Origin of the sequence: Marinomonas transparens (assembly GCF_016463975.1) — a bacterium.
GTDB lineage: Bacteria > Pseudomonadota > Gammaproteobacteria > Pseudomonadales > Marinomonadaceae > Marinomonas > Marinomonas transparens.
The window spans coordinates 1-23,287 of the sequence record NZ_JAEMNX010000007.1 but is presented as its reverse complement, the minus strand read 5'-3'; the positions used below and the strand labels follow the sequence as shown (position 1 = coordinate 23,287).

Annotated in this window: 22 protein-coding genes and 1 riboswitch; of the genes, 6 read left to right on the top strand and 16 right to left on the bottom strand. The window is 44.1% G+C overall.

Annotated elements, in window-relative coordinates; translation table 11 throughout:
• Positions 1–31: 31 nt before the first annotated feature.
• Together I8J31_RS08175 and I8J31_RS08170 are read right to left on the bottom strand one after the other, a co-directional pair.
• On the bottom strand, positions 32–1,084 hold the full coding sequence (locus I8J31_RS08175; protein WP_199467814.1) for a serine hydrolase domain-containing protein: 1,053 nt from the start codon (positions 1,082–1,084) through the stop codon (positions 32–34).
• A 214-nt stretch (positions 1,085–1,298) separates the two neighbouring features.
• Complete coding sequence (locus I8J31_RS08170; protein ID WP_199467792.1) at positions 1,299–1,754, bottom strand: GNAT family N-acetyltransferase; 456 nt, start codon at positions 1,752–1,754, stop codon at positions 1,299–1,301.
• 87 nt (positions 1,755–1,841) lie between these two features.
• Between I8J31_RS08170 and I8J31_RS08165 the strand changes: the two genes are divergently transcribed.
• Positions 1,842–2,087: a hypothetical protein gene (locus I8J31_RS08165; protein ID WP_233402658.1), complete on the top strand. Its 246-nt coding sequence runs from the start codon at positions 1,842–1,844 to the stop codon at positions 2,085–2,087.
• A 20-nt stretch (positions 2,088–2,107) separates the two neighbouring features.
• On the opposite strand, the gene I8J31_RS08160 is transcribed toward I8J31_RS08165, so the two are convergent.
• The 3 genes from I8J31_RS08160 to I8J31_RS08150 form a co-directional block, all read right to left on the bottom strand.
• Positions 2,108–2,557 (bottom strand): pyridoxamine 5'-phosphate oxidase family protein, encoded by a 450-nt coding sequence (locus I8J31_RS08160; RefSeq protein ID WP_199467791.1) that lies wholly within the window; start codon positions 2,555–2,557, stop codon positions 2,108–2,110.
• Positions 2,558–2,585: 28 nt separating this feature from the next.
• Positions 2,586–4,730, bottom strand: coding sequence for a transporter substrate-binding domain-containing diguanylate cyclase (locus I8J31_RS08155; protein ID WP_199467790.1), 2,145 nt, complete (start codon positions 4,728–4,730; stop codon positions 2,586–2,588).
• Between the two features lie 62 nt (positions 4,731–4,792).
• Entirely contained in the window at positions 4,793–5,791 is a 999-nt protein-coding gene (locus I8J31_RS08150) for a helix-turn-helix domain-containing protein (RefSeq protein WP_199467789.1), read from the bottom strand.
• 93 nt (positions 5,792–5,884) lie between these two features.
• Between I8J31_RS08150 and I8J31_RS08145 the strand changes: the two genes are divergently transcribed.
• A complete protein-coding gene (locus I8J31_RS08145; protein WP_199467788.1) occupies positions 5,885–6,283 on the top strand; it encodes a rhodanese-like domain-containing protein in 399 nt (132 codons plus the stop codon).
• Positions 6,284–6,448: 165 nt separating this feature from the next.
• On the opposite strand, the gene I8J31_RS08140 is transcribed toward I8J31_RS08145, so the two are convergent.
• The 11 genes from I8J31_RS08140 to I8J31_RS08090 all read right to left on the bottom strand — a co-directional run bounded on the left by I8J31_RS08140 (position 6,449) and on the right by I8J31_RS08090 (position 18,852).
• Positions 6,449–6,994 carry a GNAT family N-acetyltransferase gene (locus I8J31_RS08140; RefSeq protein ID WP_199467787.1) on the bottom strand — a complete coding sequence of 182 codons (546 nt, stop codon included), beginning with the start codon at positions 6,992–6,994 and terminating at the stop codon, positions 6,449–6,451.
• A 110-nt stretch (positions 6,995–7,104) separates the two neighbouring features.
• Entirely contained in the window at positions 7,105–7,470 is a 366-nt protein-coding gene (locus tag I8J31_RS08135) for a DUF3703 domain-containing protein (RefSeq protein ID WP_325101181.1), read from the bottom strand.
• Between the two features lie 527 nt (positions 7,471–7,997).
• Positions 7,998–8,135, bottom strand: a complete 138-nt coding sequence (locus I8J31_RS08130) for a type II toxin-antitoxin system RelE/ParE family toxin (protein ID WP_199467785.1) — start codon at positions 8,133–8,135, stop codon at positions 7,998–8,000.
• Positions 8,132–8,374 carry a type II toxin-antitoxin system ParD family antitoxin gene (locus I8J31_RS08125; protein WP_199467784.1) on the bottom strand — a complete coding sequence of 81 codons (243 nt, stop codon included), beginning with the start codon at positions 8,372–8,374 and terminating at the stop codon, positions 8,132–8,134. The genes I8J31_RS08130 and I8J31_RS08125 overlap by 4 nt, the downstream gene beginning before the upstream one ends.
• A 738-nt stretch (positions 8,375–9,112) precedes the next feature.
• Positions 9,113–10,957 carry an allophanate hydrolase gene (gene atzF, locus I8J31_RS08120; RefSeq protein ID WP_199467783.1) on the bottom strand — a complete coding sequence of 615 codons (1,845 nt, stop codon included), beginning with the start codon at positions 10,955–10,957 and terminating at the stop codon, positions 9,113–9,115.
• 24 nt (positions 10,958–10,981) lie between these two features.
• A complete protein-coding gene (gene uca / locus I8J31_RS08115) occupies positions 10,982–14,593 on the bottom strand; it encodes an urea carboxylase (RefSeq protein ID WP_199467782.1) in 3,612 nt (1,203 codons plus the stop codon).
• A 98-nt stretch (positions 14,594–14,691) separates the two neighbouring features.
• On the bottom strand, positions 14,692–15,330 hold the full coding sequence (locus tag I8J31_RS08110; protein WP_199467781.1) for an urea amidolyase associated protein UAAP2: 639 nt from the start codon (positions 15,328–15,330) through the stop codon (positions 14,692–14,694).
• A gap of 3 nt (positions 15,331–15,333) precedes the next feature.
• Positions 15,334–16,077, bottom strand: a complete 744-nt coding sequence (locus I8J31_RS08105) for an urea amidolyase associated protein UAAP1 (protein WP_199467780.1) — start codon at positions 16,075–16,077, stop codon at positions 15,334–15,336.
• Positions 16,074–16,907: an ABC transporter ATP-binding protein gene (locus I8J31_RS08100; RefSeq protein ID WP_199467779.1), complete on the bottom strand. Its 834-nt coding sequence runs from the start codon at positions 16,905–16,907 to the stop codon at positions 16,074–16,076. The genes I8J31_RS08105 and I8J31_RS08100 overlap by 4 nt, the downstream gene beginning before the upstream one ends.
• Positions 16,904–17,722: an ABC transporter permease gene (locus I8J31_RS08095; protein WP_199467778.1), complete on the bottom strand. Its 819-nt coding sequence runs from the start codon at positions 17,720–17,722 to the stop codon at positions 16,904–16,906. Before I8J31_RS08095 ends, I8J31_RS08100 begins: the two co-directional genes overlap by 4 nt.
• A gap of 77 nt (positions 17,723–17,799) precedes the next feature.
• Entirely contained in the window at positions 17,800–18,852 is a 1,053-nt protein-coding gene (locus I8J31_RS08090) for a putative urea ABC transporter substrate-binding protein (RefSeq protein WP_199467777.1), read from the bottom strand.
• Positions 18,853–18,915: 63 nt separating this feature from the next.
• A riboswitch (guanidine-I (ykkC/yxkD leader) is annotated at positions 18,916–19,023 on the bottom strand.
• A 178-nt stretch (positions 19,024–19,201) separates the two neighbouring features.
• Between I8J31_RS08090 and I8J31_RS08085 the strand changes: the two genes are divergently transcribed.
• From I8J31_RS08085 to I8J31_RS08070, 4 genes are all read left to right on the top strand, one after another.
• A complete protein-coding gene (locus tag I8J31_RS08085; protein WP_199467776.1) occupies positions 19,202–19,474 on the top strand; it encodes a hypothetical protein in 273 nt (90 codons plus the stop codon).
• 251 nt (positions 19,475–19,725) lie between these two features.
• A complete protein-coding gene (locus I8J31_RS08080; RefSeq protein WP_199467775.1) occupies positions 19,726–21,009 on the top strand; it encodes a 2-hydroxycarboxylate transporter family protein in 1,284 nt (427 codons plus the stop codon).
• A 68-nt stretch (positions 21,010–21,077) separates the two neighbouring features.
• Positions 21,078–22,721 (top strand): ATP-binding protein, encoded by a 1,644-nt coding sequence (locus I8J31_RS08075; protein WP_199467774.1) that lies wholly within the window; start codon positions 21,078–21,080, stop codon positions 22,719–22,721.
• On the top strand, positions 22,718–23,287 hold a 570-nt coding region (locus tag I8J31_RS08070), incomplete at its 3' end, for a response regulator (RefSeq protein WP_199467773.1). The genes I8J31_RS08075 and I8J31_RS08070, both read left to right, overlap by 4 nt.

Below are 23,287 nucleotides of genomic sequence, written 5' to 3'. Positions count from 1 at the left end.
GATAAGAGGGCTTGTTCGCACCTAGCCTAGATTACTTGGTCGACCGAACCACAGAAACAATATCTCGACTCACCATTTCATGCAGTAAGTCTCGATAACCAGTACGCCCAGAGGGTAAATTTTCCTGAGAGGTAATGGCGATAGTTAACTCTAATTCTGGCAATACATAAATCATTTGCCCGCCATACCCCCAGCCGTAATAGCCTTGTACACCAGAAAAAGGCTGTATAAACCATCCGTAACCATATTGTCCGCGATGGAAACGAGATTGCGCCCTTGGTGTCCAGCTTGCCTTAATCCATTCTGCTGAAATAAGACGTTGACCTGTTTTTGTAACGCCACCTCGGCGATACAACTCGCCAAAAGCTAATAAAGAAGCAGGTGTCATACCCACTTGGTTGCCGCCCATAGGAATACCTTGTGGATCTGTCTCCCAACTTTTCAGCCGAACTCCAGACCCTTGCAACCAAGTGTTGGCCAGCTGATAAGTATGTTGCCCACTTTGCTGCATAATAATGGCAGACAACAAATGCGTATTACCTGTTGAATATTGCATCTTGCCACCAACTTCCTCTACAAAAGGCCATGAAAGGGCGGTTTTCACCCAATTATCACTGACTACCCAACGGCCATAGTTACGCCCAGAAGTACGTTCTAATCCAGCCTGCATAGAAAGCAAATGGGCAATCCTAATATCCTTTAAACGAGGGTCTGGATTATCAGGAAGCTGATCTGGCAATAAGGCGGAAATTTGCTGATCCACGCTATCAATAACACCACGCTCAATAGCAATACCAACAATGGCAGACATGATAGATTTTGATACCGACTTAATATTAGTTACCGCTGTAATATCAGCCTGGTTATAAGCTTTTGACCAAATAAGGTTACCCTTATGGGCAATTTGTATTGTTCTAATATTAGAAAAGCCTTGAGCTGTTTTGTCCATCGCACTCAAATCAATGACGCCAGCCTGAACCGCCTGTGCACTGATAAAAATAAATAAAGATAATGAGCAGAGAAAGAGTGTGCGAAGAAATGGCATGCAGAAAAGTGATAGCCGTAAAAATACTGAACACACCATCAAATTGAACCTCTTAAACACATATGTATTTGCATTAAATCAGCAGTATTTTTGATCAGCAAAGCTCAATCAAGGCTTACGTATATAACGACTAGAATAATATTATTAACATTTTCTCATAAGAATAGAAAACGCCTTCATAACAGCTACCTTAATTACTCTTCTTTTTTGAAATTTAAAACCTTTCTTAATAGGACTTCGAGTAAAATCAAATCTACACTCCCCTATTTTTTAGCGATTTCAAAAAACAAACAACACGCTCTGTTTCCATGAACCCTAAGCGTTTATGCATGGCGATACTCTTCCCATTATCAATAGTGGTATCACTCGCCAACTCAGAATATCCCAGAGAGACCGCCCATTGCTCCGCCTGTCGCATCAAGTGCCTTCCGTATCCCTGATTTTGATATTTAGGCTTTATATACCAGGCTTCAACATAAGGCACATTTCGCTTACGACTTCCTTCTGCGAAATTTCTAATATTCAGCTCAAGGAAACCTATGATATCGTCCTCTAACTCGGCCACATAGGCTTTTTCAATATCAATCGAAGTACCTGCAAAATATTCTTCTATTTCCGCACGATGCCCGTCTTTAGTATCAGGCCACAAAGCCGTTCGCATCTGAGACCATTCTTCAGTATCCACTTTTATTACTTGTCGGATTTTCATAACTCTCTACGTCTAAAAACGCCATCAACTACGAGTAAAATAACTTAACTAGTGTTCATAATGTAACGCATTGATAAAATACTGAAAATGCTTTTTAAATCGTTTTTTGATGGGCAAGCTTGCCCATCCACTGATGAAAACCTGTCCCACATGGCAGAACAACTTAAGCCAAACGGCGTATTCGCCATGTGGTCGCAGAACCCACCGGAAGACGATTTTATCGCCTTACTAAACACCGTATTTGAAGGAGTCGAATCACATCTAGTCACCTTCGATAATCCATTCCAAGGCGGAAAATCAACCAACTCAGTCCATGTTTGCGTGAAAGCTTAATAAACAGAAAGCTGTGCTATTTATACGCCATATGCACGTTTAGCACTTTCGATCTGGCTTTCTTCTGTTGCTCCTTCTACTAAATAGTAACCGGGAGCAATAATTCTTTCAGCACTAGAAACGTCAATAAGAATAACGCCTTTAATCGGAAAGGCTGTTCCAGCAATCGACTTAAGCAAGTCAAGTTGCTCTTTGTAAGAAGCATCAGTTGAATCAGCATAAATAGCTCGTCCTTTGAGCTTAAAACCTTTTTGCTTCAATACATGAACAAAGCTAATACAAACATTGGAATGGGTTTCAATGTTACTGACACTGTTCGGGGAGGCTATATTGGCAATGATCAGTTGTGTATCGCCAAAATAAGTAAATATTTCTTTTGGCGAACAGTTAGGCGAGCCATCCGCATCAACGGTCGCTAACCAACAAAGTACACTCTCATCAATAGATTGTTTTATTTCAGCAGTCAGCATTAAGACCTCATCCAATTCAACATTGAGTTCAATTTATCACTACCTTATTACGCCCACTTTCCTTTGCTTCATAAAGCGCATTGTCTGCTCTTTTGATTAGGGTCTCTATGGTATCGCCACCGTCAAATGAGGTTAAGCCAAAACTAGCGGTTTTATGCTCGATGCCTACAAAATCGTACTGGGCAATTTTCAGTCGTAAATCTTCTGTTATCGCTTTAACAGCATCAATATTGGACTCAGGGAAAATGATAATAAATTCTTCACCGCCATAACGCCCTACGTAGTCTGCTGCTCTTAAATTGTCTCTTAGAATATTCGCAATCTCGATGAGGACGCTATCGCCTCTTTGGTGACCATAGTTGTCATTTACTGTTTTAAAGTGGTCAATGTCTAATATCGATAGGCAAAAGCCATTATTAGTCTGACGACTTTTATTAATCTCATCTTGAATAAGCTCTTCTAACTTTCTTCGGTTAAACAAAGAAGTAAGGTTATCTGTCAATGCCAGCCTATTCAGCTCTCTATTTTTCTCTTCAATGTCTTTTTGAGCTTGTTTTAATAGGTTATTGGCTTTAATGATTTTTCTATTCCAGTACATTATGAGCGATAGTAGCACCAATACCCCAATGGCGACCTCCCAGACTATTTTATAGTCAATGCCTTGCTCGTATCGTATCGGAATCCATTTCGTTAAGATTTTCCGGTGACGCTCATTACTAATGTTATTCACCGCTTTTTGAAGAATTTTTAACAGTAGCTCATCATCTTTTCTGACGGCAATAGACAGTTTCAAGTTCTCAGAAATTTTGCCCGCTATTTTCAATTCACCAAAATAATTCGCTTGGAATTCGTACCCTATGCTGGCTAAGGTATCAATATAAGCAAAGAGCTGACCGCTTTTTACCTTGTCTAGGCCTTCAGTAATATCATCGACTTCGATTATGGTTAAAGAGGGATATTTCTGACGAAGTATTTTTACGAAGGCATCCCCTCGAATTAGGCCAATTTTCTCACCTTCTAAATCCAGTATGTGGTTAATAAAGGGGACATTCACTTTGGTTGCCACAACCAAAGGGACATCTAGATAGTGACTGGTGAAATTAAGGTATTTTTTCCTTTCTGGGGTCTCCATTCCTAACGCTAGCATGTCGCATTGTCTTTGCTTTATAAATTCTACAGATTGGTTCCAGCTGCTGGTTTTTACTAGCTCAAATTTAGCAGAAAGCATCTGCTCAAAAAGGCGGTAGTAATCGGAACTCATACCAATATGCTCACCTTTCTCATTAAGACCTTCGAAAGGTAAACCTGCTGGGTTAATACAGTACTTAATGCTATTTGTGTTGATGTACGCTTTTTCAGCCTCGTTTAGCTTAATGTGACCGCCGGGGTATTCTTTAATAGAACCAATCCATTTTTCACTTATCGCTTCCATTTCTTTCTTAGAAATTGAACTAAGCGCCTTTTGTAAAATGGAACTTAACACCCTATTTTCAGGCTGCATCCCAAAGCGCAAATCTTCTTTTTTTGTATTAGGTAACGTCAGTTCACTGGCTAAAACGATATTGTTATAAAGATGTTTTTTTATTAGGTGATTTATATTGGTCAGGTTCTGAATCAACGCATCTATTTTCCCAAATACCAGATCTTTCGTAAGCTCTTCATAGGTATCATAAAAAACTAAATTCATTCCCCCTATATTTTCAAGTTCTTTAATATAAAAAACGTCTTTTAATACACCCACTTTTTTACCTTTTAAGCTCTTCAGTCCCTTATATTCGCCAAAGTTATCTTTAACAAAAATCATGATAGGAATGTCGTAATAGGCGCTGGTAAATTTGGTAAAAGGCTCTCTGTATTTTTTGTAGGAAATACTGCTTATCACGTCTAGCTTTTTGTCTTTGAACGCGTTGTAAATATTGGTCCATTTATCAATATGCTTTTCAAATTTCAGGCCTGTTTTCTGAGAAATAAGGTCTAAAAGATCATGTTCAAAGCCAACCACTTGATCATTAATGTAATAAGAGAAAGGCGTGAAGTCAGGCATCATGCCAATTTTTACTTTAGGAGTATTTTGAACAAAGGTTTGCTCTTTGTCGGTTAACACTAAAGGATGTGCAAAAGACTCAACGGAAAAGACGAACAAAAACAACAAGGGTAATAATATTTTCTTCATATCTAGCTCAAAAATGGAAAGTAAAAGGTAGAGCATTAAAAAATAACACCAAAAAGTGACATTTATAGGTACGAAGTGGAACCGACTTCCATATCATCTGCAATACAAAATTTGTCACGAAATGCACTTGGCGTGGTTTTATATTTTTCTCTAAAGTGGTGCCTAAATGCGGTGGTGCTTTCAAATCCCACTTTTTCTGTGATCGATTCAACACTCAAGCGAGTTGTTTCAAGCAATTGCAAAGCCAGTAACATTCTTTCATTAATCACCCAAGCCTTAGGTGTTTGGCCAGTAGCGGATTTAAATTTTCGGATAAAAGTACGTTCACTCATATTGGCAATGTTTGCCATGTCTTCTACAGAATAAGAGATCCGAACATCTTGCCGAACAAGATCTAACACCGGAGCAATAGAAGAACCACTTCGTACCGCAACAGGTTGTGCAATAAATTGCGCTTGGTTACCTTCTCGTACAGGAGGAATCACCAAACGCCGAGCCACCACATTCGCGATTTTGCTGCCGTAATCTTTGCGAATTAAATGCAAACAGACGTCCAACCCCGCCGCACTGCCCGCCGAGGTAATAATATCGCCACAATCCACATACAGCTTGTCAGCATAAACCTCGACATCAGGAAATTGTTCAATAAAGCCCTCAACATATCGCCAATGGGTAGCCAAACCTCGACCATCCAACAAACCAGCACTGGCAACAGGATAAGCACCAGAGCAAATGGTAACGATACGCCCCCCCCTCCCGTTAAAGTCTCGTAAAAAGTCCAAAAAATCATCATCGACAGGGGCTTTAACACTATGCCAACCGGGTATCAAAAGCGTATCGCTAGGACGAATATCGCTTATCGACAAAGAAGGTGACATGACACCACCAAACTGAGTTTTAACAGGCTGATTGTCCAATGACACAGTTTCAAAGTCGTAGATTTTATGGGGTAATTCTGGCCGTTCTAGACCAAAAATTTCAGCGACACAAGAAAACTCAAACAAACATAAGTTTTCATATAGGAAAGTAACAATGCGTATTGGCTCAGGTGATTTTGGCATTTTATTTACTATGATTGGCAAAGATGCCAATCATAGTCTTAATTTAGCTCTGTCACAATAAACACATCAACCAACCAAACAAGGAGCAACACAATGCAAAATCCCGTGACAGCCATTCCAGCCGCATCATCAGAAGAAGCCATCGCACATTTCGGTAAAGAGTTCGAATTCGAAACAGATTGCTGGGATACCCATGAAGGCTTAAGCCTGTCTCCTAAAGCCTTTGTTTTACTCGATGTTCGTAGCAAAGAAATGTACGACAAAGGCCACGTCCCCGGCGCCATATCATTACCTCATGGCAAGATCATCGAATCGAAATTAAAGCAATGGCCAGAAGATACTTTATTTGTCACTTATTGCGCAGGCCCTCACTGCAACGGTGCGGCTAAAGGCGCTTTAAAACTGGCGAAACTAGGCAGAAAAGTAAAACTCATGGCTGGCGGCATAACAGGCTGGATTGACGAAGGGTTTGAACTGGCGAAAGAGCAATAAGACACACATCCTAATTGATTTTACTAAGTCTATTAGGGTGTGCGCCTCTTTGAATCTAATTTTACTACGACCCCGCCTATTTATTCTCACCCCAAGAGTTTTCATTAATTGGACTAATTGACATAACAGAATCTCCGAGAAACATAACATCCCATTAAGTGCTTGTTAGGTTTTGGCTAAAAATGAACGACTTAGCCCATACACAGCATGATCAACGACTCGACCGTTTAGATTTTCAGCACGAGTTATGACGCCCTCTAGTTTAAACCCTAACCGCTCACAAACACTACGGCTCACTTGGTTATCTACTGCTGCCGATATTTGAACTTTTTGCATATTCAATTCAGTGAAAGCATAGCTGATCAGCTTCGATAGTGACTTGCTGACGATACCTTTGCCTTGCAAATCACGACGCAACCAATAACCAATTTCGACTTTTTGTAAGTCGTGATTAATAGTATTGAAGCTAATATTACCTGCCACTTCATTCTGGTACATCATCGCACAAACTAGTGACTTTCCGTCTGCATAGTCATGTAATGACTTTTTGATAAAACTCAAGAAAAACTCTTCATTTTCAGCATGAGGAGGCCAAACTAACCATTCACCTAGATAGTCTCGCTGATTTGAGACAATTTCGAGATATTTAGACGCAAATTTAGGCTCAACAAGCGCGAGTTCTAAACCCTCTTCTACTTCAATTGTAAACATGATTTTCCTCTTAGAAACCTAACGCCTGCCGCAGCCGCCGATAAAATGGGCGCTTGTTTTGCGGTTTTTTCAAAAAAGTGACCATTTCGGCAGTCGGTTGTCAGCACTTGTTATGCATTACTTTTAACCTTTGCAATTATCTCTGCATGCTCAGGCTTGATTGGCATTGGCTTAACTGGACTAACATTACTACCACCAGTATTTCCAATTGGGACGCCTTTTATTGATGTTAAAGCAGCAGCCCCAATTATACGTATGAATTGGCCAAATACTTCTTTCACATCCTTGTGCCTAATTCCCCATAAGAACATAAGATAATGTACCTTTACATGCCAATAAGTAGATTCTTGCCCTAAAACATGAGCATTTTCTAGATGAGCAAAAGAATCATCATAACACCCTGACTTTTCCTTATCTTTTGACTTTGAGATTTCAGCTTCAACATAAGGAGCGATATTTTTTCTAAAATTACTCACTGAACTCTCCAGTATGCATAACGAGGCTGTAGAATTACTCGAACTGCCAAATTTAGCTAAAAACGATTCCCTGAGATCCATCCTAAGAGGTTTTAAGGTATTAGGTAATGCATTTCTTAGATCTCAACAATAACCGACACACTTGGTATAGATAAGAGAGTCAGTTGCCTATAGGCTTCGAGTTCTCACACAATCCACCAAGGTCGTCAAAAATGAACAACCAATATAAGCAACTGACACTTAAAGAACGATACCAAATTGAAGGCCTAAATAAACTAGGGTTTTCGGCAAGAACCATCGCTACAAAGATGGGGTGAAGCAATAAAACGATTGCTCGTGAGCTTGGACGATGCCCCAATACGGAATATTGCGCTAAGACTGCTCACACTCATGTCACTACGATCAGAACACAGGCTCGCAAGTTTACGAAACGAAGTCAGGAACAGGTCGATAAAGTGGAAAGCTTACTCGAACTGAGTTTCAGTCCAGAGCAAGTAGCCGGGCGATTAGCCAGAGAAATGCCTATGTTAAAAGCCTGTTGCAATACGGTCTACAGCAATGTAGCTTCTGCGTTGGACTTGGGCTGCACCCCATTTTTTCTGCGTATAAATCGCTATTTGTTTTAAATCCGCACGTGCCGATTTTGATAGAGTAAACACGCTCATTTACCCAGTTCGTCATCCAATTCTTTCATTAATCCATCATAACTGTATTCCGATGTACCGCTGGCGATGCCTTCTTGAATAAGGCCTTGAAGCGCTTTCAGTTTTTGCTCTTCGTCTTCCAGTTTCCGTAAACCTGCGCGGATAACTTCACTCGCCGAAGCATAACGACCTTCGGCAACTTGCTGCACGATAAACTGATCAAAATGACTGCCTAAACTAATGCTTGTATTTTTAGCCATGAAAACCTCCAAGTACCAATATTTAGTACATTTTTGTATAGGCAATAAAACATGTCAAAGAAGCCTGTGTTTAGCCTAAAAAAAACAACAGAACCAAAAGACATAACCCCTCCCTCGCCCTCCCCTTCAAAGACACAAGGGGAGGGAAAAGGATAGTTTTGTAGTGTGAAGATTGGTCATTTTGGCCAAAGTTTTTGGGGGTTTACTGACTATCGATCCAGACTAACTCCGTTCGACGCCCTTTTTAATATAAGAAAGTGATTGCGCGACCTTATGGTGTTTCCGAGTCATTCGATTACTGACTTATTTATATTTAAAAAACTGCATCAGCACCTTACGTATTACATCGTTGTGCCAAAAATCGTGTAAAACAAAGCCAATGACACGTTTTGGGCTGAAAGTCCGACAAGAGCCCTTTTGGTTACTTTTGTGCTTTCCTGAATTTAATAGCGGCAAAAGTTACCCGCTCAGCAGGGCGGAATAAAACTCATGGCTCAAAGCGTTTGGATGGAACTTGGATCAGCTGATGACAGCCGGGGTCAAAGCCCTTTTCTATAAAAGCTCATCAGAAAACTTGAAATCCACCAGCTCGAAAAGGTGTTCGACCCCTAGGGTCTTTAAATGGAACTTGGATTAACTGATAAGAATGAAGGGCAAGGGCAAAGCCCAAAAAAAACCACTTCTCTATTCCTAGAAAAGTGGTTTGCGTTTTCCCTTACTTTTTATCTTACCAACACATTACGACAACGATGCTAAATACGCTCGCCAGCCTTTTAACTGTGTAATCTCTACCGCGCCTTCTATACCATAAGGTTCGCAGATGAATCCGGCCACGGAGCTGCCATCAATAAGTTGGACTTTGCCGATGCCGAGCGGTGCGGGTATGCCGGCGACGAAGCTGCCAAAGTTTTCACTCGGCATTGACCAGATTTCGACTTCGATGGCTTCGCCATTTTCTTCATCCCCTAAGCCAGTATTTAAAACCAATCCCGGACGCAGTGGCGGGCCGCCTGCTAAGGCGTACATGCGATAAACTGGCGCGGTGGTGGTTTTGGTTTTTAAGGTGGCGCCACGTTCGGTGAGTTGCCAGTTAAGGGGTTGGCCTGCTAAATGGGCGCCGCACACCATGACGTCGATGGTTTGGTTGTTGCCCACTGGGGTTGTGTTGCTGGGGTTTGCTATTACGTCCAACGCGCCTTTTTTCAAGGGTAAGGCTTGCTGAATTCGGTTAGCAATCGACATGAGCATACGGTCACTTAAAGTCGGTCCAACCAGTGTGATACCAAATGGCATGTCGTTCTCGGTCATCACTGTCGGTACGGCAATAGACGCAAGGTCGATGAGGTTCATGAAGTTGGTGTAGTAGCCCAATTCACTGTTGTGTTTGATCGGTTCAGCGAGCATTTCGGCAACGGTAAAGTGACGGCCTGCGGTGGGGGTGAGTAAGCAATCCACCTGCGCCATTTGCGCGAGGCAGATTTGCTTTAAGTCATTAATACGATATTGCGCTTTGAACAAGGCCGTTGCTGGCGGTTTGCCACCGGGGGCGATGATTTCACGCACTACGGGGAAGATGGCCTCTGGGTTGTCTTCGATTAACGGCTGGGTCGCCACGTAACGTTCTGAGACCCAAGGGCCTTCGTACAGTAATTGGGCGATTTCATCGAAGGGGGCGTAGTCGATCTCTTGGAATTCGAAGCCCTGCGCTTTTAATAAGTCTAAGGTCTCTAAGTAGGCTTTTTGGTAAGAGTCATCACCAAAGAATTTCAGCTGATGAGCAGGAATGATGCCCACTTTTAATGGCCCTGTACGCAAACCATAATGGCGTGCTTGGTTATCAAATGGGTTCGCTCGGCTGTAGCCGTCTGTGGCATCAAAGCCTTCTGCCGCGGCTAAGGCGATGTTGGCATCGTCTGTGTTGTAGGCAAAAATCGTTATACAGTCCAAACTACGACAAGCAGGTAACATGCCTGTCGCCGATAGTAATCCTATGCTGGGTTTTACACCCACGAGGTTGTTAAAGCAGGCCGGAATACGACCTGACCCTGCGGTGTCTGTGCCTAAACTGAAGCTGGCTAACCCCAGCGCCACAGAAACCGCTGACCCTGAGCTTGAGCCACCACTGATGAAGTCGTAGTTGAACGAGTTATGGCATGCTCCCATAGGAGAACGTGTGCCGTTTAAGCCGGTTGCAAACTGGTCTAGGTTGGTTTTGCCGACGGGAATCGCCCCTGCGTCAATCAGTTGTTGCACGACCTTGGCCGACTGAGTTGGCGTAAAAGCAAACTCTGGGCAGCCGGCGGTAGTGGGAATGCCTTCTAGGTCAATGTTGTCTTTTATGGCAAATGGAATGCCCCATAACGGGTGGGATGCGAGGTCTTTGTCTTTTAACTTGTTCAACCAAAAGGCTTGTTCGGCTTCGGTTAATAGGTGAATCCAAATATTGTGATCTTGGTAGTCTGCTGCACGTTCACGAATGCCGGCCATCACGCTTTCTGGTGTCGCGGAACCGTCTTGGTAGGCCTTACGTAGTGCGCTAAAGCCCATGTCTAATCCGTTTTCTGTTTCTAATTGCATACTCATATTTTTTGCTCCTTAAGCTCTGCTCTATGCTTCAATCTTTTCTTCTAGGACGACAATCGCTTGCCCAGCGTTCACACGGCTACCGTCTTTTAATAGCACATCCGACACCACACCTTCGGACGGTGCGTAGATAGGAATTTCCATCTTCATGGATTCCAAAATCACCAATAACTGCCCTGCTTGAACTTGCTCGCCTTCGGTGACTTGGGTTTGCCACACACTGCCAGACACGGGGCTGTCGACGACAACCGCGTCTTCACTCCAAGTGATTTCCGAGGTAACCGATTGGGCTTCGTCCATGTCAAAGTGGAATTGTCCGTTGGCGTGCCAGCGTGCCAGTTCGGCTTCAAAGGCTTGGTTACGACCTTGCTTGAATTCATCAATGCTGTCGCTGTTGTCATCGATAAAACCTTGGTATTCCGACAGGGAGAAAGTGCTTTCTTCGATGCGGATGCCATAGTTGTCGTGAGGAAAATCTTTGCGGATTTGGTCCAGTTCTTCATGGCTCACTTCGTAAAAGCGAATCTGGTCGAAGAAGCGCAGTAACCAAGGTTTGGTAAACGCGCTGGTTTGGCGGTATCGATTCCACATTTGCAGGGTGCGACCGACAAACTGATACCCTCCGGGGCCTTCCATGCCGTACACGCAGAGGTAAGAGCCACCGATTCCCACGGAGTTTTCCGCTGTCCAAGTACGCGCTGGGTTGTATTTGGTGGTCACAAGACGGTGGCGCGGGTCGACCGGTGTTGCCACGGGCGCACCTAGGTAAACATCTCCCAATCCCATCACCAAATAGCTGGCATTGAACAGGATGTCTTTTACATCCTCTATGCTGTCTAGGCCGTTAATGCGACGAATGAATTCTAGGTTACTTGGGCACCAAGGGGCATTAGAGCGTACCGATTGCGCGTATTTATCAATGGCTTCTTGGCAGGCTTTATCGTCCCAAGACAAAGGTAAATAAACCGTACGAGACGGCACTGTCAGTTCATCCAGTTGTGTACTTAATGCTTGCTCAGCAGATTCCAAGTGAGCCAACAAATCTTTGTAGCTCAGTTGTTGACTGTCGTAATGGATTTGCAAGGAACGAATGCCCGGTGTGAGTTCACGCATGCCTGCCAGTGGGTTTTTCTCTAGCCACTGCATGAGCGCGTGAGCTCGAAAACGCAGACGAATATCCAGCATTTGCTCGCCGTATTCCACCAACAAAAAGTGGTCGCCCGCCGCGCGATACACGATCTGATCACCAAATCGATCCGCGGATAAGGTTTTCAAAATTGGGGTATCGATGGCACAAGCAGGTAACTCTCGATGAATTGGCGTTAAGTCTTGCAAGCTTTGATTTTGCGCCGCCTCTAAAGCCACGGCGTCTTCTAAGGTAACAGGCACAAAGCGAATTTTATCCCCTGCGCGAAGCTGGCCGAGTTTCCATAAGTCGGCGGTAATCACAGTAGCTGGACAAACAAAGCCACCGAGGGATGGGCCATCTGGCCCAAGAATCACGGGCATGTCACCGGTAAAGTCCACGCTGCCAAAGGCGTACGCATTGTCGTGGATGTTAGACGGATGCAAACCCGCTTCGCCGCCATCGAGTCTTGCCCATTTGGGTTTTGGACCGATCAGGCGCACGCCCGTACGGCTAGAGTTATAGTGAATTTCCCACGCGGTGCCGAAGAACATATCGATGTCTTCTGGGGTGAAAAAATCGGGAGAACCGTGTGGGCCATAGATCACACGTAATTCGTGTTCGCAGCTTAACTCTGGCAATAATTCGGTAGGCAAAGCACTTATCGCCGATGCTTCTTGAGAGCCCAGAAGATGCAATACATCACCGGTTTGAATGGCGCGACCATTGTGTCCACCAAATTGCCCAAGGGTGAAGGTGGATTTAGAACCCAAATAATCTGGGCAATCAAAACCACCCGCCACGGCCAAATACGCCCGAGCGCCATTGGTTTGAATGCGCCCCAATGACAAGGTTTGCCCTGCGCCAATGTGAACGATTTGGTTTAATGCTATGGCTTGGCCGTCGACCTTGGCGTCAATCTCGGCACCAGAAATCACCACATGGGTGGCAAAGCTAAAGTTTAAGGTTGGCCCTTGTAGGGTTATCTCCATCGCTGCTGCGTCTAAGCCGTTGCCGACTAATCGGTTCGCCAAACGAAAATGGTAATTGTCGAACGGGCCAGACGGTGGCACGCCCACATTCCAATGGTGCTGGCGGCCGGGGAAATCTTGTAAGGTGGTTTGTGTTCCGCCACTTAACACATCAATGCGCTTTGGCTGATAGCGAAATTCGTTTAGATAACGGGTACTGACTTCCCCCTTTAATAGAACCGGGTCAATAACAAGGGTCTTCAGGTAATCTAGGTTAGTTTCTGTACCGTATAACACACATTCATCCAGTGTGTTTTTTAATGCCGCAAACGCCGCTTCTCGGTTTTCTTGGTGCACGATCACTTTGGCGATCATAGGGTCAAAATACGGTGATACTTGAATCCCCGTTTCTACCCAGTGATCAATACGAACGCCTTTGTTGTCGATGTCGGGAAAGAAAACCTGACTCAGTAAACCGGGGCAAGGTTGGAAATCTTTATAGGGGTCTTCGGCGTAAATACGCACCTGTACTGCGTGGCCTTTGGCTTTTAAATGGTGACGCTTGTCTTCTAGTGCTAGGTCTTCCCCTGCGGCAAGGCGCACCATCCATTCAACCAAGTCTACACCGTATACTTCTTCGGTCACACCATGTTCCACTTGTAAACGGGTGTTCACTTCTAAGAAGTAGAATTTCTCTGTGTCCATGTCATAAATGAACTCCACGGTACCCGCATTGCGATACTGTACCGAGGACAAAAGCGACTCCGCCGTTTGGTGAAGCTGCTTGCGCACATCTTCCGCTAGGTTTGGCGCTGGGCATTCTTCCACCACTTTCTGGTTGCGGCGCTGGCTAGAACAATCCCGCTCACCTAAGGCGAGGGCTTTGCCTTTGCCATCGGCGAAAATTTGCACTTCGATGTGGCGGGCTCGGCCAATGAATTTCTCCAAAAACACGCCATCGTCGGCAAAGTTATTGGCACCTAAACGACGCACAGATTCGAAACTGTCTTGCAAGTCTTGTTCGTTATGGCACAAATGCATACCGATGCCACCACCGCCTGCGGTACTTTTTAGCATCACAGGGTAGCCAATGTTATGGGCGGTTTGGCAGGCTTCTTCTAGCGAGGTTAGCAACTCGGAACCAGACAACAGAGGCACCTTGGCGTTTTGTGCCAGTTCACGTGCTCGGTGCTTTAATCCAAATTCGATCATCTGTTCTGCGGTGGGGCCAATGAAGGCGATGCCCGCTTCTTCACAACGGCGTACAAAGGTCGAATTTTCACTTAAAAAACCATAACCCGGATGAATGGCATCCGCGCCTGCTTGTTTGGCAATGGCGAAAATTTTGTCCATATCAAGGTAGGTTTCGCTGGCGCTGCCTTCCCCTAATGAGAAGGCTTCATCAGCGCGTTTAACATGCAGACTTTTTGCATCGGATTCGGCATATACGGCAACCGAGCCCACTTGCATTTTATTAAGCGTACGAATAATACGAGTGGCAATCGCGCCACGGTTGGCGATTAGAACTTTATTGAACATGGCTCAACCTTTATCGGGCCGTCCCGAAGTGATAAACAGAGGCTTGAGTGGTCGTCCACCAAGCGGATTCAAAATGCTCTGGGCGTTATGCCAAACCGTTAATTCCAAACCAATAGATCAACGGGTGTTGGGTTGTAGCCATTACAGGGGTTGTTTAATTGTGGGCAATTGGAAATCAGGATAATGATGTCCATTTTGGCGACCATTTCTACATATTTCCCTGCGCCAGAAATGCCATCTTCAAAGGTTAATCCGCCCGCTTCTGTCACAGGTACATTCATGAAGAAGTTAATGTTATGGCTGATATCTCGCTTAGACAGGCCATATTCTGGGTTTTCAGCAATGGCAAGCATCCAGCTATCACGGCAGGCGTGCATGCAGCGCTTTTCTAGGTCGTAACGCACCGTATTACTTTCCGTGGCACAGGCGCCGCCTAAGGTGTCATGGCGGCCACAGGTGTCTGCCACTATCTCTATCATCACATTGTTTTGATTGGTACGAAGTTCCGATCCTGCACTCAAATACACATTGCCTTGTTCACGGATGGTATCGGTGGCGCTGTAACGTTCAGCCGGGTCGTTGGCGTTATAAAACAAGGTATCAGCGGCTTGGTTGCCTTCTAAATCGACAATGCGAAAAGTACTGCCTGCGGGAATGTTACGAATGAAGTAATCCCCCGAATCGATATTAAACACTTGGCTTGCGTCTGCGGCGTTTAGGGTACTTTCTTTAATCATGGTTTAGGCCTCCGCTGTTGTTTCTAAATGCGTGCCGCTGGCACCAAAATAGTACAATTCGTTATTCATAAAGCCTCGCTGATTTTCTGGGCGAGACATTTTGCAAAAATCATCTTCGGCCACTGGTGCGGCTTTTTCTAACAAAATAGAAATAGGTTTTTTAGGGTAAGAAGCCGCCCCGTTTAATGGGTGTGGGCAAGTGTGTAGGATCACTAGGGTGTCCATTTCGAAACGTAAGGTAACGCTAGAGCCTGCGGGGCTGTTGCCATCAACCAAAGACATATTGCCCTCAGCATCGGTGCCGACACGGCTAAAGAGGTTCAAGTTCGCCGTGATATCCGCTTTCGTTAAGCCGTATTTCGCCATTTCCACCAGCATGGCATCGTGGCCGTTTTGCATCCAACCATTACGGTCGTTTTGATAATCGCGCTGCCCCCATTGTTTTTCAATATGAGAAGCGTGGCTGTTGCCGCTGACCGTTTCGTGCCAGCCAACCGTGTCTTCAATGATGGACGCAAAAATGCGCCCCATATCAGAATACAAACAATGGCCTTTGGTCAGTTTAAAAGTATGCTGGCCTTTTAAGGTGTCGGGTGCGTTGTAGCGTTCTAATAAATTTTCTGGATTATAAAACACCATACCGACATTGGCGTTGCCTTCTATGTCGGTCAAGGTCATTTGCGTGCCACGGCGTACGCGCAGCGACCAATGGCTTGCCGCTGGAATAATGGTTTGATATTGATTCATGATAAGTTCTCCGGTGTCGCGGACTGCGCATCGATACTGATGTCTGGAATGGGTCGAATGCGGTTGTCTATTTCTTCATAAAGCGGTGCTGAGGTTTGGCCTACTGGCAAGTCGTAGGTAATGGATGCCCCATAGGCGTTTGGTGAATGAGGATCGTGACGAACCTTATCGAATACCCAAAGACGCGAGCCAAGATAAAAGCCTTCTTTTAAGTCATGGGTCACCATAAAGACGGTGAGCTTATGCTTGCGCCAAAGATCTAAAACAAGGGCGTGCATATCCGCACGAATACCCGGATCAAGTGCACCGAACGGTTCGTCTAGTAGCAAAATTCTTGGTTTGCAAATCAGTGCCTGAGCAATGGCAAGGCGTTGTTTCATGCCGCCAGACAGTTCGTGTGGGTAACGGCCTAATGCGTGGCCTAACCCCACTTGCTCTAACATGTCGGAGGCTTCAGCTTTAGCGACTTTTCTTTCTTTGCCAAACAAATACCCAGTAATGGAGGATTTCTGAAAGCCTTTCGCGGCGATCACATTTTCCAACACTGTCATGTGAGGGAAAACAGAGTATTGCTGGAACACAATGCCGCGATCTGACCCCGGCTCGTCTGGAATGGTTTTGCCATCGAGCAACAACTCGCCATCGGTGGCGGTTTCTATGCCTAAAATCATTTTCAAGAAGGTACTTTTACCGCAACCGGACGCGCCCACTAGAGTGATGAATTCGCCCTCTTCCACGTTCACATTGACTCTTTCTAAGATCACATCATTGCCGTAACGTTTGCCAATGTTTTTCGCTTGAATCATGCTCTGTGTTTTTTGAAGGCTCATGAGTTCACCTCCGCATTCCAAGGGAAGAGTCGCTGATTGGCTTTCCTCAACAGATAGTCCACTAAGAAAGCCAATAAGGTTATCCACGCCACATACGGCAAGATCACATCCATGGACAAATAACGGCGTACTAAGAAGATTCGATAGCCCAACCCATCGGTCGAAGCAATGGCTTCCGCAGCGATCAAGAACAACCAGCCAGCCCCCAATGACAAACGCACCGCGTCAATCAATTTCGGCATAATTTGCGGCAAGATCACACGGATCAAAATTTGGCTGGTACTCGCGCCTAAGGTTTGTGCTTTCACCAATTGTTCAGACGGAATCTCTTTGGTTCGCCCCTGAATATCCCGTGCAATAAAGGGCGTGATACCAATGGCAATAAGCGCAATTTTGGACACTTCCCCCAAGCCCACGACGATAAATAAAATCGGCAATAATGCCAAAGGCGGCACAAGTGAAATAACCGTGAGTAACGGAGAAAAAGAGGCGGAAATATAAGGTAAAGAACCGGTTAACGTGCCAATCAGTAAGCCAATACACGCGGCGATCAATACCCCTGCGCCAAGCCTTGTTAAGCTGCTCAGGGTATCCTGCCAAAATAAGTAGTCCCCTGTACGTCGACTCGGCTCAAACGCCATGCGCATCATGGATTCCCCCATGTGGCTAAAAGACGGCAACAACTTATCGCTAGGGTTAATGGCCAAACGGGCATCCGAACCAATCATATAAACCAAGATCAGCAAGGCAAAAGGCAAAAGACCGAGTAAGATAGTGGCCGTTCGATTAGGCTTAGCATTTATGAATTTTTTCATACTTACACTCCATGTGGGTGGTTTCTTTCCCGCCTAAAACTAGGGAGAAAGAAGCACCACCATTTATGTGGATGACGTTATAGTGTGCCGTCAGCCGCCATTTGCATGTAAGTTGGGTTAAAACGAAGTTTGATATTGCCTTTATCACCGTAAACACCCGCTGGCATTTCAATACCAATCGCGCCAGCATCTGGAGCGCCGTCGCCTAAGATACCGTGATCAAAAGAAAACTCAGCCACGTTCTTCATAGTAGAGAACAGCTCTTTGCTATTGGTTAGATCCAAAGCAGATTTTGGTGTGTAGAACATTTCTGTGCTGGCAAGCTGAGCATCATAACCTTCAAGATCGGTTTCAGACGCTTCGGCCATAGCAGAACGTGCATCCATCGCCGCTTGATCGGTACCACTCATCAATCCCATGATCTCATACCAAGCACCTACCAAGGCTTTACCCAGTTTCGGGTTGTCTTTTAGGGTGTCAGTATTCACAATAAGTAGATCGATGATTTCACCTGGAATGTCTGAAGAATCAAACACATTGTAGCTTTTCGGCATAGAAAGGATTTCGCTAAGCAGCGGGTTCCATGTGACAACAGACGTCACATCTTTTGTGCCATAAATAGACACCATGTCCGCATCCGATGTGTTAACGACTTTCACATCCGATTCGCTTAAACCCACTGTGTCTAGCGCACGGGCCAACAGGTAATGAGAAACACTCAGCTCAACAAGGTTAACGTCTTGGCCTTTAATATCAGCCAAGTTATCTGTGCCTTTTAATACAATAGCATCATTACCGCTAGAGAAATCACCCACAATTAATGCTGTGCTGTCCACACCACCCGCTGCAGGGATCGTCAAGGCATCCATATTCGTCATGGTACAAGCGTCGAATTGGCCTGCTGTGTATTGGTTCATGGATTCAACATAGTCATTGATTTGTACCACATCGATATCGATACCGTATTTATCGCCCCATTTTTTGACTATGCCTTCTTGAGCACCATAAGCCCAAGGCATCCAGCCCACATAAATAGACCAACACACACTAAAATTGTCTTTCGCCATGACATTGACGGACATAAGAAGAGAAAACAGTAGAACGGTTACTTTTTTTGCGGAGTTTTTCATGGGAAGTTACCTTTTCAGTTTGTTTAATTACACGTGGAGCACCCTTGGCAAAATCGCCATTTGGTCTCCCGGGCTTTTATCCCGCCGTGTAACCTTAAACTTCAAGGTCGAAAGCTCTCGGACCAGCCATCAGATGTTTTACGTCTAATCGGAACCCTAGCTCTCTATTGGTAATCTAAATTGTAATGCTCGACTTTCCAAGGGTACGAACAGTCTTATTAAAGCAGATACTATGCCAAAAACTAAAACCTTATATTTATCAAAAAGTTAAATTGTTCCATTAGATATAAATGTAAAAAAAACCATAAAAAAGAACAATAAAGGTGCACAAATTAAAAACCAACGCACTATGAAAAACAGTGTTAGCAACACAATCAAACAGCCCTTAAACAAAGGAGGGTTATTCTTAAGCCTACACGAGGCACTTCAAGAAGAAAGAACACAACCTGAAGCTCACATTACAGGACGCTTTCTACCCGCTCTGAGCGGTAGTAACCTTTCCTTTAATGATGGCTTTATTTTTTCCCAAATGGAGGCCATCGGCTTTAGCCACATGAGGCACCAATATATTGATACCCCCATAGGGCAACTACGTTTAGATATCGGTGTATTTGAGGGTTAAAAACGAGTTCAGTCCAACCTTGTACGAGAGGTTTAAGAAGAAGCGAAAGTGGATCAGTAAGAACCATTAGGAACCCAAGAGTCTGTTTACAAGAAGGGAATAACCAATTGTGTAAAAAGACTTATTTTAAAGTGTTACAAAACTTTCAAAACGTTTTTATAGTTTCATTAAACAGCGTATGACTTCCGCTAGGAATGAAGATTGGTAGACTGCTGCGCACATTAAAAACAAGCAGAAAAAGAGAGTCCACAATGTTTACTAACGACACTATGTCGGTGCAAGACCAACGCACTGGCAAAATCATTTTGGCTATTGCCGCTTCCATTATCCTATTCGCTACGTTTGAAAATAAAATGCCGGGTGGCATGATTGGTGCGCTAGGTGCCATGGCAATTGTTGGTTTTATTTTGAACTATGTTGGTGACAGGACGCCTATCATTAACCAATTTTTTGGTGGCGGTGCCATTGTTGTTATTTTTGGCTCTTCGTATCTTTTTCATAGCAATATCTTCCCTTCCAGTACGGCTGACCAAATCACCACCTTTATGAAAGGCGGCGGTTTTCTGGCTTTTTATGTTGCCAGCCTAGTAACAGGCTCTATTCTAGGGATGAGCACACAAACCCTTAAAAAGGCGGCGTTAAAATACATTCCAGTCATTTTCGGTGCTGTTTTTGTCGCCTGTGGCTTAGCGGCTATTGTTGGCTTTATTGTCGGCAAAAACTACTTTGATTCTGTAATGCTAATAGCTTTGCCTATTATGGGCGGTGGCATGGGTGCAGGCGCTGTGCCACTTGTCGAAATCATGTCGGGTAAAACAGGCATGAATGCAGAAAGCTTAATGTCTCAGATGGTACCAGCGCTCGCTATTGGTAATGCCATTGCTATTGTTATTGCAGGTTTACTACACAAGTTAGGACAAATAGCTCCAAGCCTAACGGGTAATGGTCAATTGATTCGCGCAAATAATGAAGAACAAGAAACCGAGCAAACAAACGACTCGCTCGATGTAAAAATCTTGGGAATTGGCGCATTGTTAGCCATTAGCATGTTCTTTATTGGCACCTTGCTTTCCAGTGTGATTAACATGCATACCTATGCATTAATGATCATCTCTATCGCGATCATCAAGGTATCTGGCTTAATGCCTAAAGCTTTAGAACATGCCGCACATTCTTGGTATAAATTTGTGGTTAATAACTTAACCCCAGCGCTTTTAGTTGGCATTGGTGTGGCTTACACGAATTTAGATCAGATCATTTCCGCCTTGTCTCCAATGTACTTTTTATTGGTATTCATTACTGTTTTGGGTGCTGTGATTGGTGCTGGTTTAGTTGGCTGGCTAATGGGCTTCTACCCTATCGAAGCAGCTATCACAGGTGGGCTTTGTATGGCGAACATGGGGGGCACTGGCGATGTGGCGGTTCTTGCTGCCAGTAAGCGTATGGAGCTAATGCCTTTCGCTCAGATTTCATCACGTATTGGCGGGGCTTTCATGCTGATTTTGGCGACCCTTGCTGTCCAAGCGTTTTCTTAAGAGCTCATTGACTATTTATAATAGAGGGAAAGCTTCGCTTCTCTCTATTATTTAGCCCTTGCTTTCCTATGCTGTATAATCGTGCCTCTTCTATTACTCATAATGAACCGCGCATGACGCTTAAATCCTATCTGGCTCTTATTACGGTATCGACCATCACTCTTATTGTGATCGCTGTCGGATTGGTATTTGGCTACACATTAAAAAACTCATACCTTGATGGCATAAGTAATCGAGGGCTAGAGCTTGCTCGTGTGGTCGCCCATGATGAAAAAGTCATTCATGCTGTTCAGCAAAGTAATAAGAATCAGACATTTCCTATTGATGATTATATTGAAAACCTAAGAAACAAAACCGATGCTTCTTATATTGTGGTTGTTAATAAAGATACGATCCGATTAAGCCACCCTAATCCGACTCGGATTGGACAAACTTTTATTGGTGACGACATTTATCCAGCACTAAATGAAGGTAAAGATTTCACTAGTGTTGCCAATGGCTCGCTGGGTAAAGCCATTCGTCACTTCGCACCAATTACCGATAAAACAGGGGTTATCGGTGCCGTCAGCGTCGGGTATTTGTCTCAAACGGCCAGCGAGCTTATTGCGCAACATCTAAAAGAAGCCGGACTGTTGGTCATCTTTGTTTATCTACTGGGTATCATTATCGCAGTGGTACTAATCGCGAAGTTAAAGCGCACCTTTCTTTCTTTAGAACCTGAAGAAATTGTCCAAAAGTTCAAAGAGCATGAATTGATTCTAGACAGTATTCGAGATGGTATTATTGCCATTGATCATGAACAAAAAGTCACTGCCATCAATAGCATGGCGATTGAATGGCTAACGATGAATACCACCAGTCGCTCAGAAGCGATAAAAAAGCCTCTTAGTACGTTATCTCAAAGTCTTTCACATTGTGCTTTAGACGCGAATGAACAGATCACTCAGCAAAACTTTGACCTTGGAAACCGGCCGTTCAATGCGAACCTTTATCCGATCCAGATAAGCAAAGGCAACATTGGCTATGTCATTGTGTTTTTTCCTAATCAGGGTGATAAAGCTCTAGAACAAGAACTAACAGCCACCAAAAACTATGCAGATCTGTTGCGCGCTAAAACACACGAATACTCAAATCGCCTTAATGTTCTCTCTGGGATGTTACAGGTGGAACGATATACAGACGCCATTGATTACCTCCAACAAGAGAGCGATGGGGACCAACAGGTTTTACGCCGCATCATTCAAACAATGGAAAACAGTGCCGTTGCTGGGCTGATTTTTGCTAAGCACAATAAGGCCAAAGATTTAAAAGTCGACATGACGATGGATGATGACTGTCAATTAGGACGATACTCATCGAATACGAACGACGCTTTAGTCACTTTAGTTGGCAATCTAATTGATAATGCCTTGCTTGCAGCTTGGTCTAACCGACACTTAGCAGCGCCTTATGTAACCCTCTATATTAGTGATCGAAGTTCTCATATTCTCATTCAAATAGAAGACAGTGGCGCCGGTGTCGATAAAGAACTCGAAAAACGAATATTAGATTTTGGGGTCAGTAGCAAGCATCATGCAGAACAACATGGCATTGGTTTATACCTAGTGAAAAAAATTGTTGATCAATATCAAGGTAGCCTTGATTGGGAACGAAGTGATAAAGAAACAACCGTCTTTAGCATCTATTTAGAAAAACGAGCGCTAGCAGAATGAAACAAATTTCAGTCATGATCGTAGAAGATGATTTGCGTGCGAGTTATGTATTAGAAAGCACCATCAACCAACACAAACAGTTTGAGGTGGTTGCTGCATGCGAGAGCCTATTAGAAGCAGAGCTAAAAGCAGAAGCCTTTACACCTGAACTCATCATGTTGGATTTAACCCTACCTGACGGAAACGGTATTGATTTAATACAGTCATTAAAAAGCAAAGGGTTCAAAGGCGCTTTTATGATGACAACCGCAGAACGTGAAACCACGACTATAGAGAAATCAATTCAGTTGGGGGTTATGGATTATTTAGTAAAGCCCATCCGTATGTCTCGAGTACTTCAAGCCTTAGATGATTACCTAGATTTTAAACAGCGCTTAAACAAGCATGATAAAATTGACCAACAAGATATCGATGCTTTGTTTAGGAAAAGAGACTTAATCAATTCCAGCAGAAAAACCCCAAAGGGCATTGATGAAAAAACATTAGAGAAACTAACAGATTATCTGAAAAACTTAGGGGAAGACCCATTTACCGCCGAAGATGTAGGGGAAGCAATTCACCTTAGC

Bases quoted from the DNA above. Each gene is read 5' to 3' on its own strand.
- I8J31_RS08175 (WP_199467814.1), bottom strand. From the start codon at position 1,084: ATGGTGTGTTCAGTATTTTTACGGCTATCACTTTTCTGCATGCCATTT.
- I8J31_RS08170 (WP_199467792.1), bottom strand. From the start codon at position 1,754: ATGAAAATCCGACAAGTAATAAAAGTGGATACTGAAGAATGGTCTCAG.
- I8J31_RS08165 (WP_233402658.1), top strand. From the start codon at position 1,842: ATGCTTTTTAAATCGTTTTTTGATGGGCAAGCTTGCCCATCCACTGAT.
- I8J31_RS08160 (WP_199467791.1), bottom strand. From the start codon at position 2,557: ATGCTGACTGCTGAAATAAAACAATCTATTGATGAGAGTGTACTTTGT.
- I8J31_RS08155 (WP_199467790.1), bottom strand. From the start codon at position 4,730: ATGAAGAAAATATTATTACCCTTGTTGTTTTTGTTCGTCTTTTCCGTT.
- I8J31_RS08150 (WP_199467789.1), bottom strand. From the start codon at position 5,791: ATGCCAAAATCACCTGAGCCAATACGCATTGTTACTTTCCTATATGAA.
- I8J31_RS08145 (WP_199467788.1), top strand. From the start codon at position 5,885: ATGCAAAATCCCGTGACAGCCATTCCAGCCGCATCATCAGAAGAAGCC.
- I8J31_RS08140 (WP_199467787.1), bottom strand. From the start codon at position 6,994: ATGTTTACAATTGAAGTAGAAGAGGGTTTAGAACTCGCGCTTGTTGAG.
- I8J31_RS08130 (WP_199467785.1), bottom strand. From the start codon at position 8,135: ATGAGCGTGTTTACTCTATCAAAATCGGCACGTGCGGATTTAAAACAA.
- I8J31_RS08125 (WP_199467784.1), bottom strand. From the start codon at position 8,374: ATGGCTAAAAATACAAGCATTAGTTTAGGCAGTCATTTTGATCAGTTT.
- atzF (WP_199467783.1), bottom strand. From the start codon at position 10,957: ATGAGTATGCAATTAGAAACAGAAAACGGATTAGACATGGGCTTTAGC.
- uca (WP_199467782.1), bottom strand. From the start codon at position 14,593: ATGTTCAATAAAGTTCTAATCGCCAACCGTGGCGCGATTGCCACTCGT.
- I8J31_RS08110 (WP_199467781.1), bottom strand. From the start codon at position 15,330: ATGATTAAAGAAAGTACCCTAAACGCCGCAGACGCAAGCCAAGTGTTT.
- I8J31_RS08105 (WP_199467780.1), bottom strand. From the start codon at position 16,077: ATGAATCAATATCAAACCATTATTCCAGCGGCAAGCCATTGGTCGCTG.
- I8J31_RS08100 (WP_199467779.1), bottom strand. From the start codon at position 16,907: ATGAGCCTTCAAAAAACACAGAGCATGATTCAAGCGAAAAACATTGGC.
- I8J31_RS08095 (WP_199467778.1), bottom strand. From the start codon at position 17,722: ATGAAAAAATTCATAAATGCTAAGCCTAATCGAACGGCCACTATCTTA.
- I8J31_RS08090 (WP_199467777.1), bottom strand. From the start codon at position 18,852: ATGAAAAACTCCGCAAAAAAAGTAACCGTTCTACTGTTTTCTCTTCTT.
- I8J31_RS08085 (WP_199467776.1), top strand. From the start codon at position 19,202: ATGAAAAACAGTGTTAGCAACACAATCAAACAGCCCTTAAACAAAGGA.
- I8J31_RS08080 (WP_199467775.1), top strand. From the start codon at position 19,726: ATGTTTACTAACGACACTATGTCGGTGCAAGACCAACGCACTGGCAAA.
- I8J31_RS08075 (WP_199467774.1), top strand. From the start codon at position 21,078: ATGCTGTATAATCGTGCCTCTTCTATTACTCATAATGAACCGCGCATG.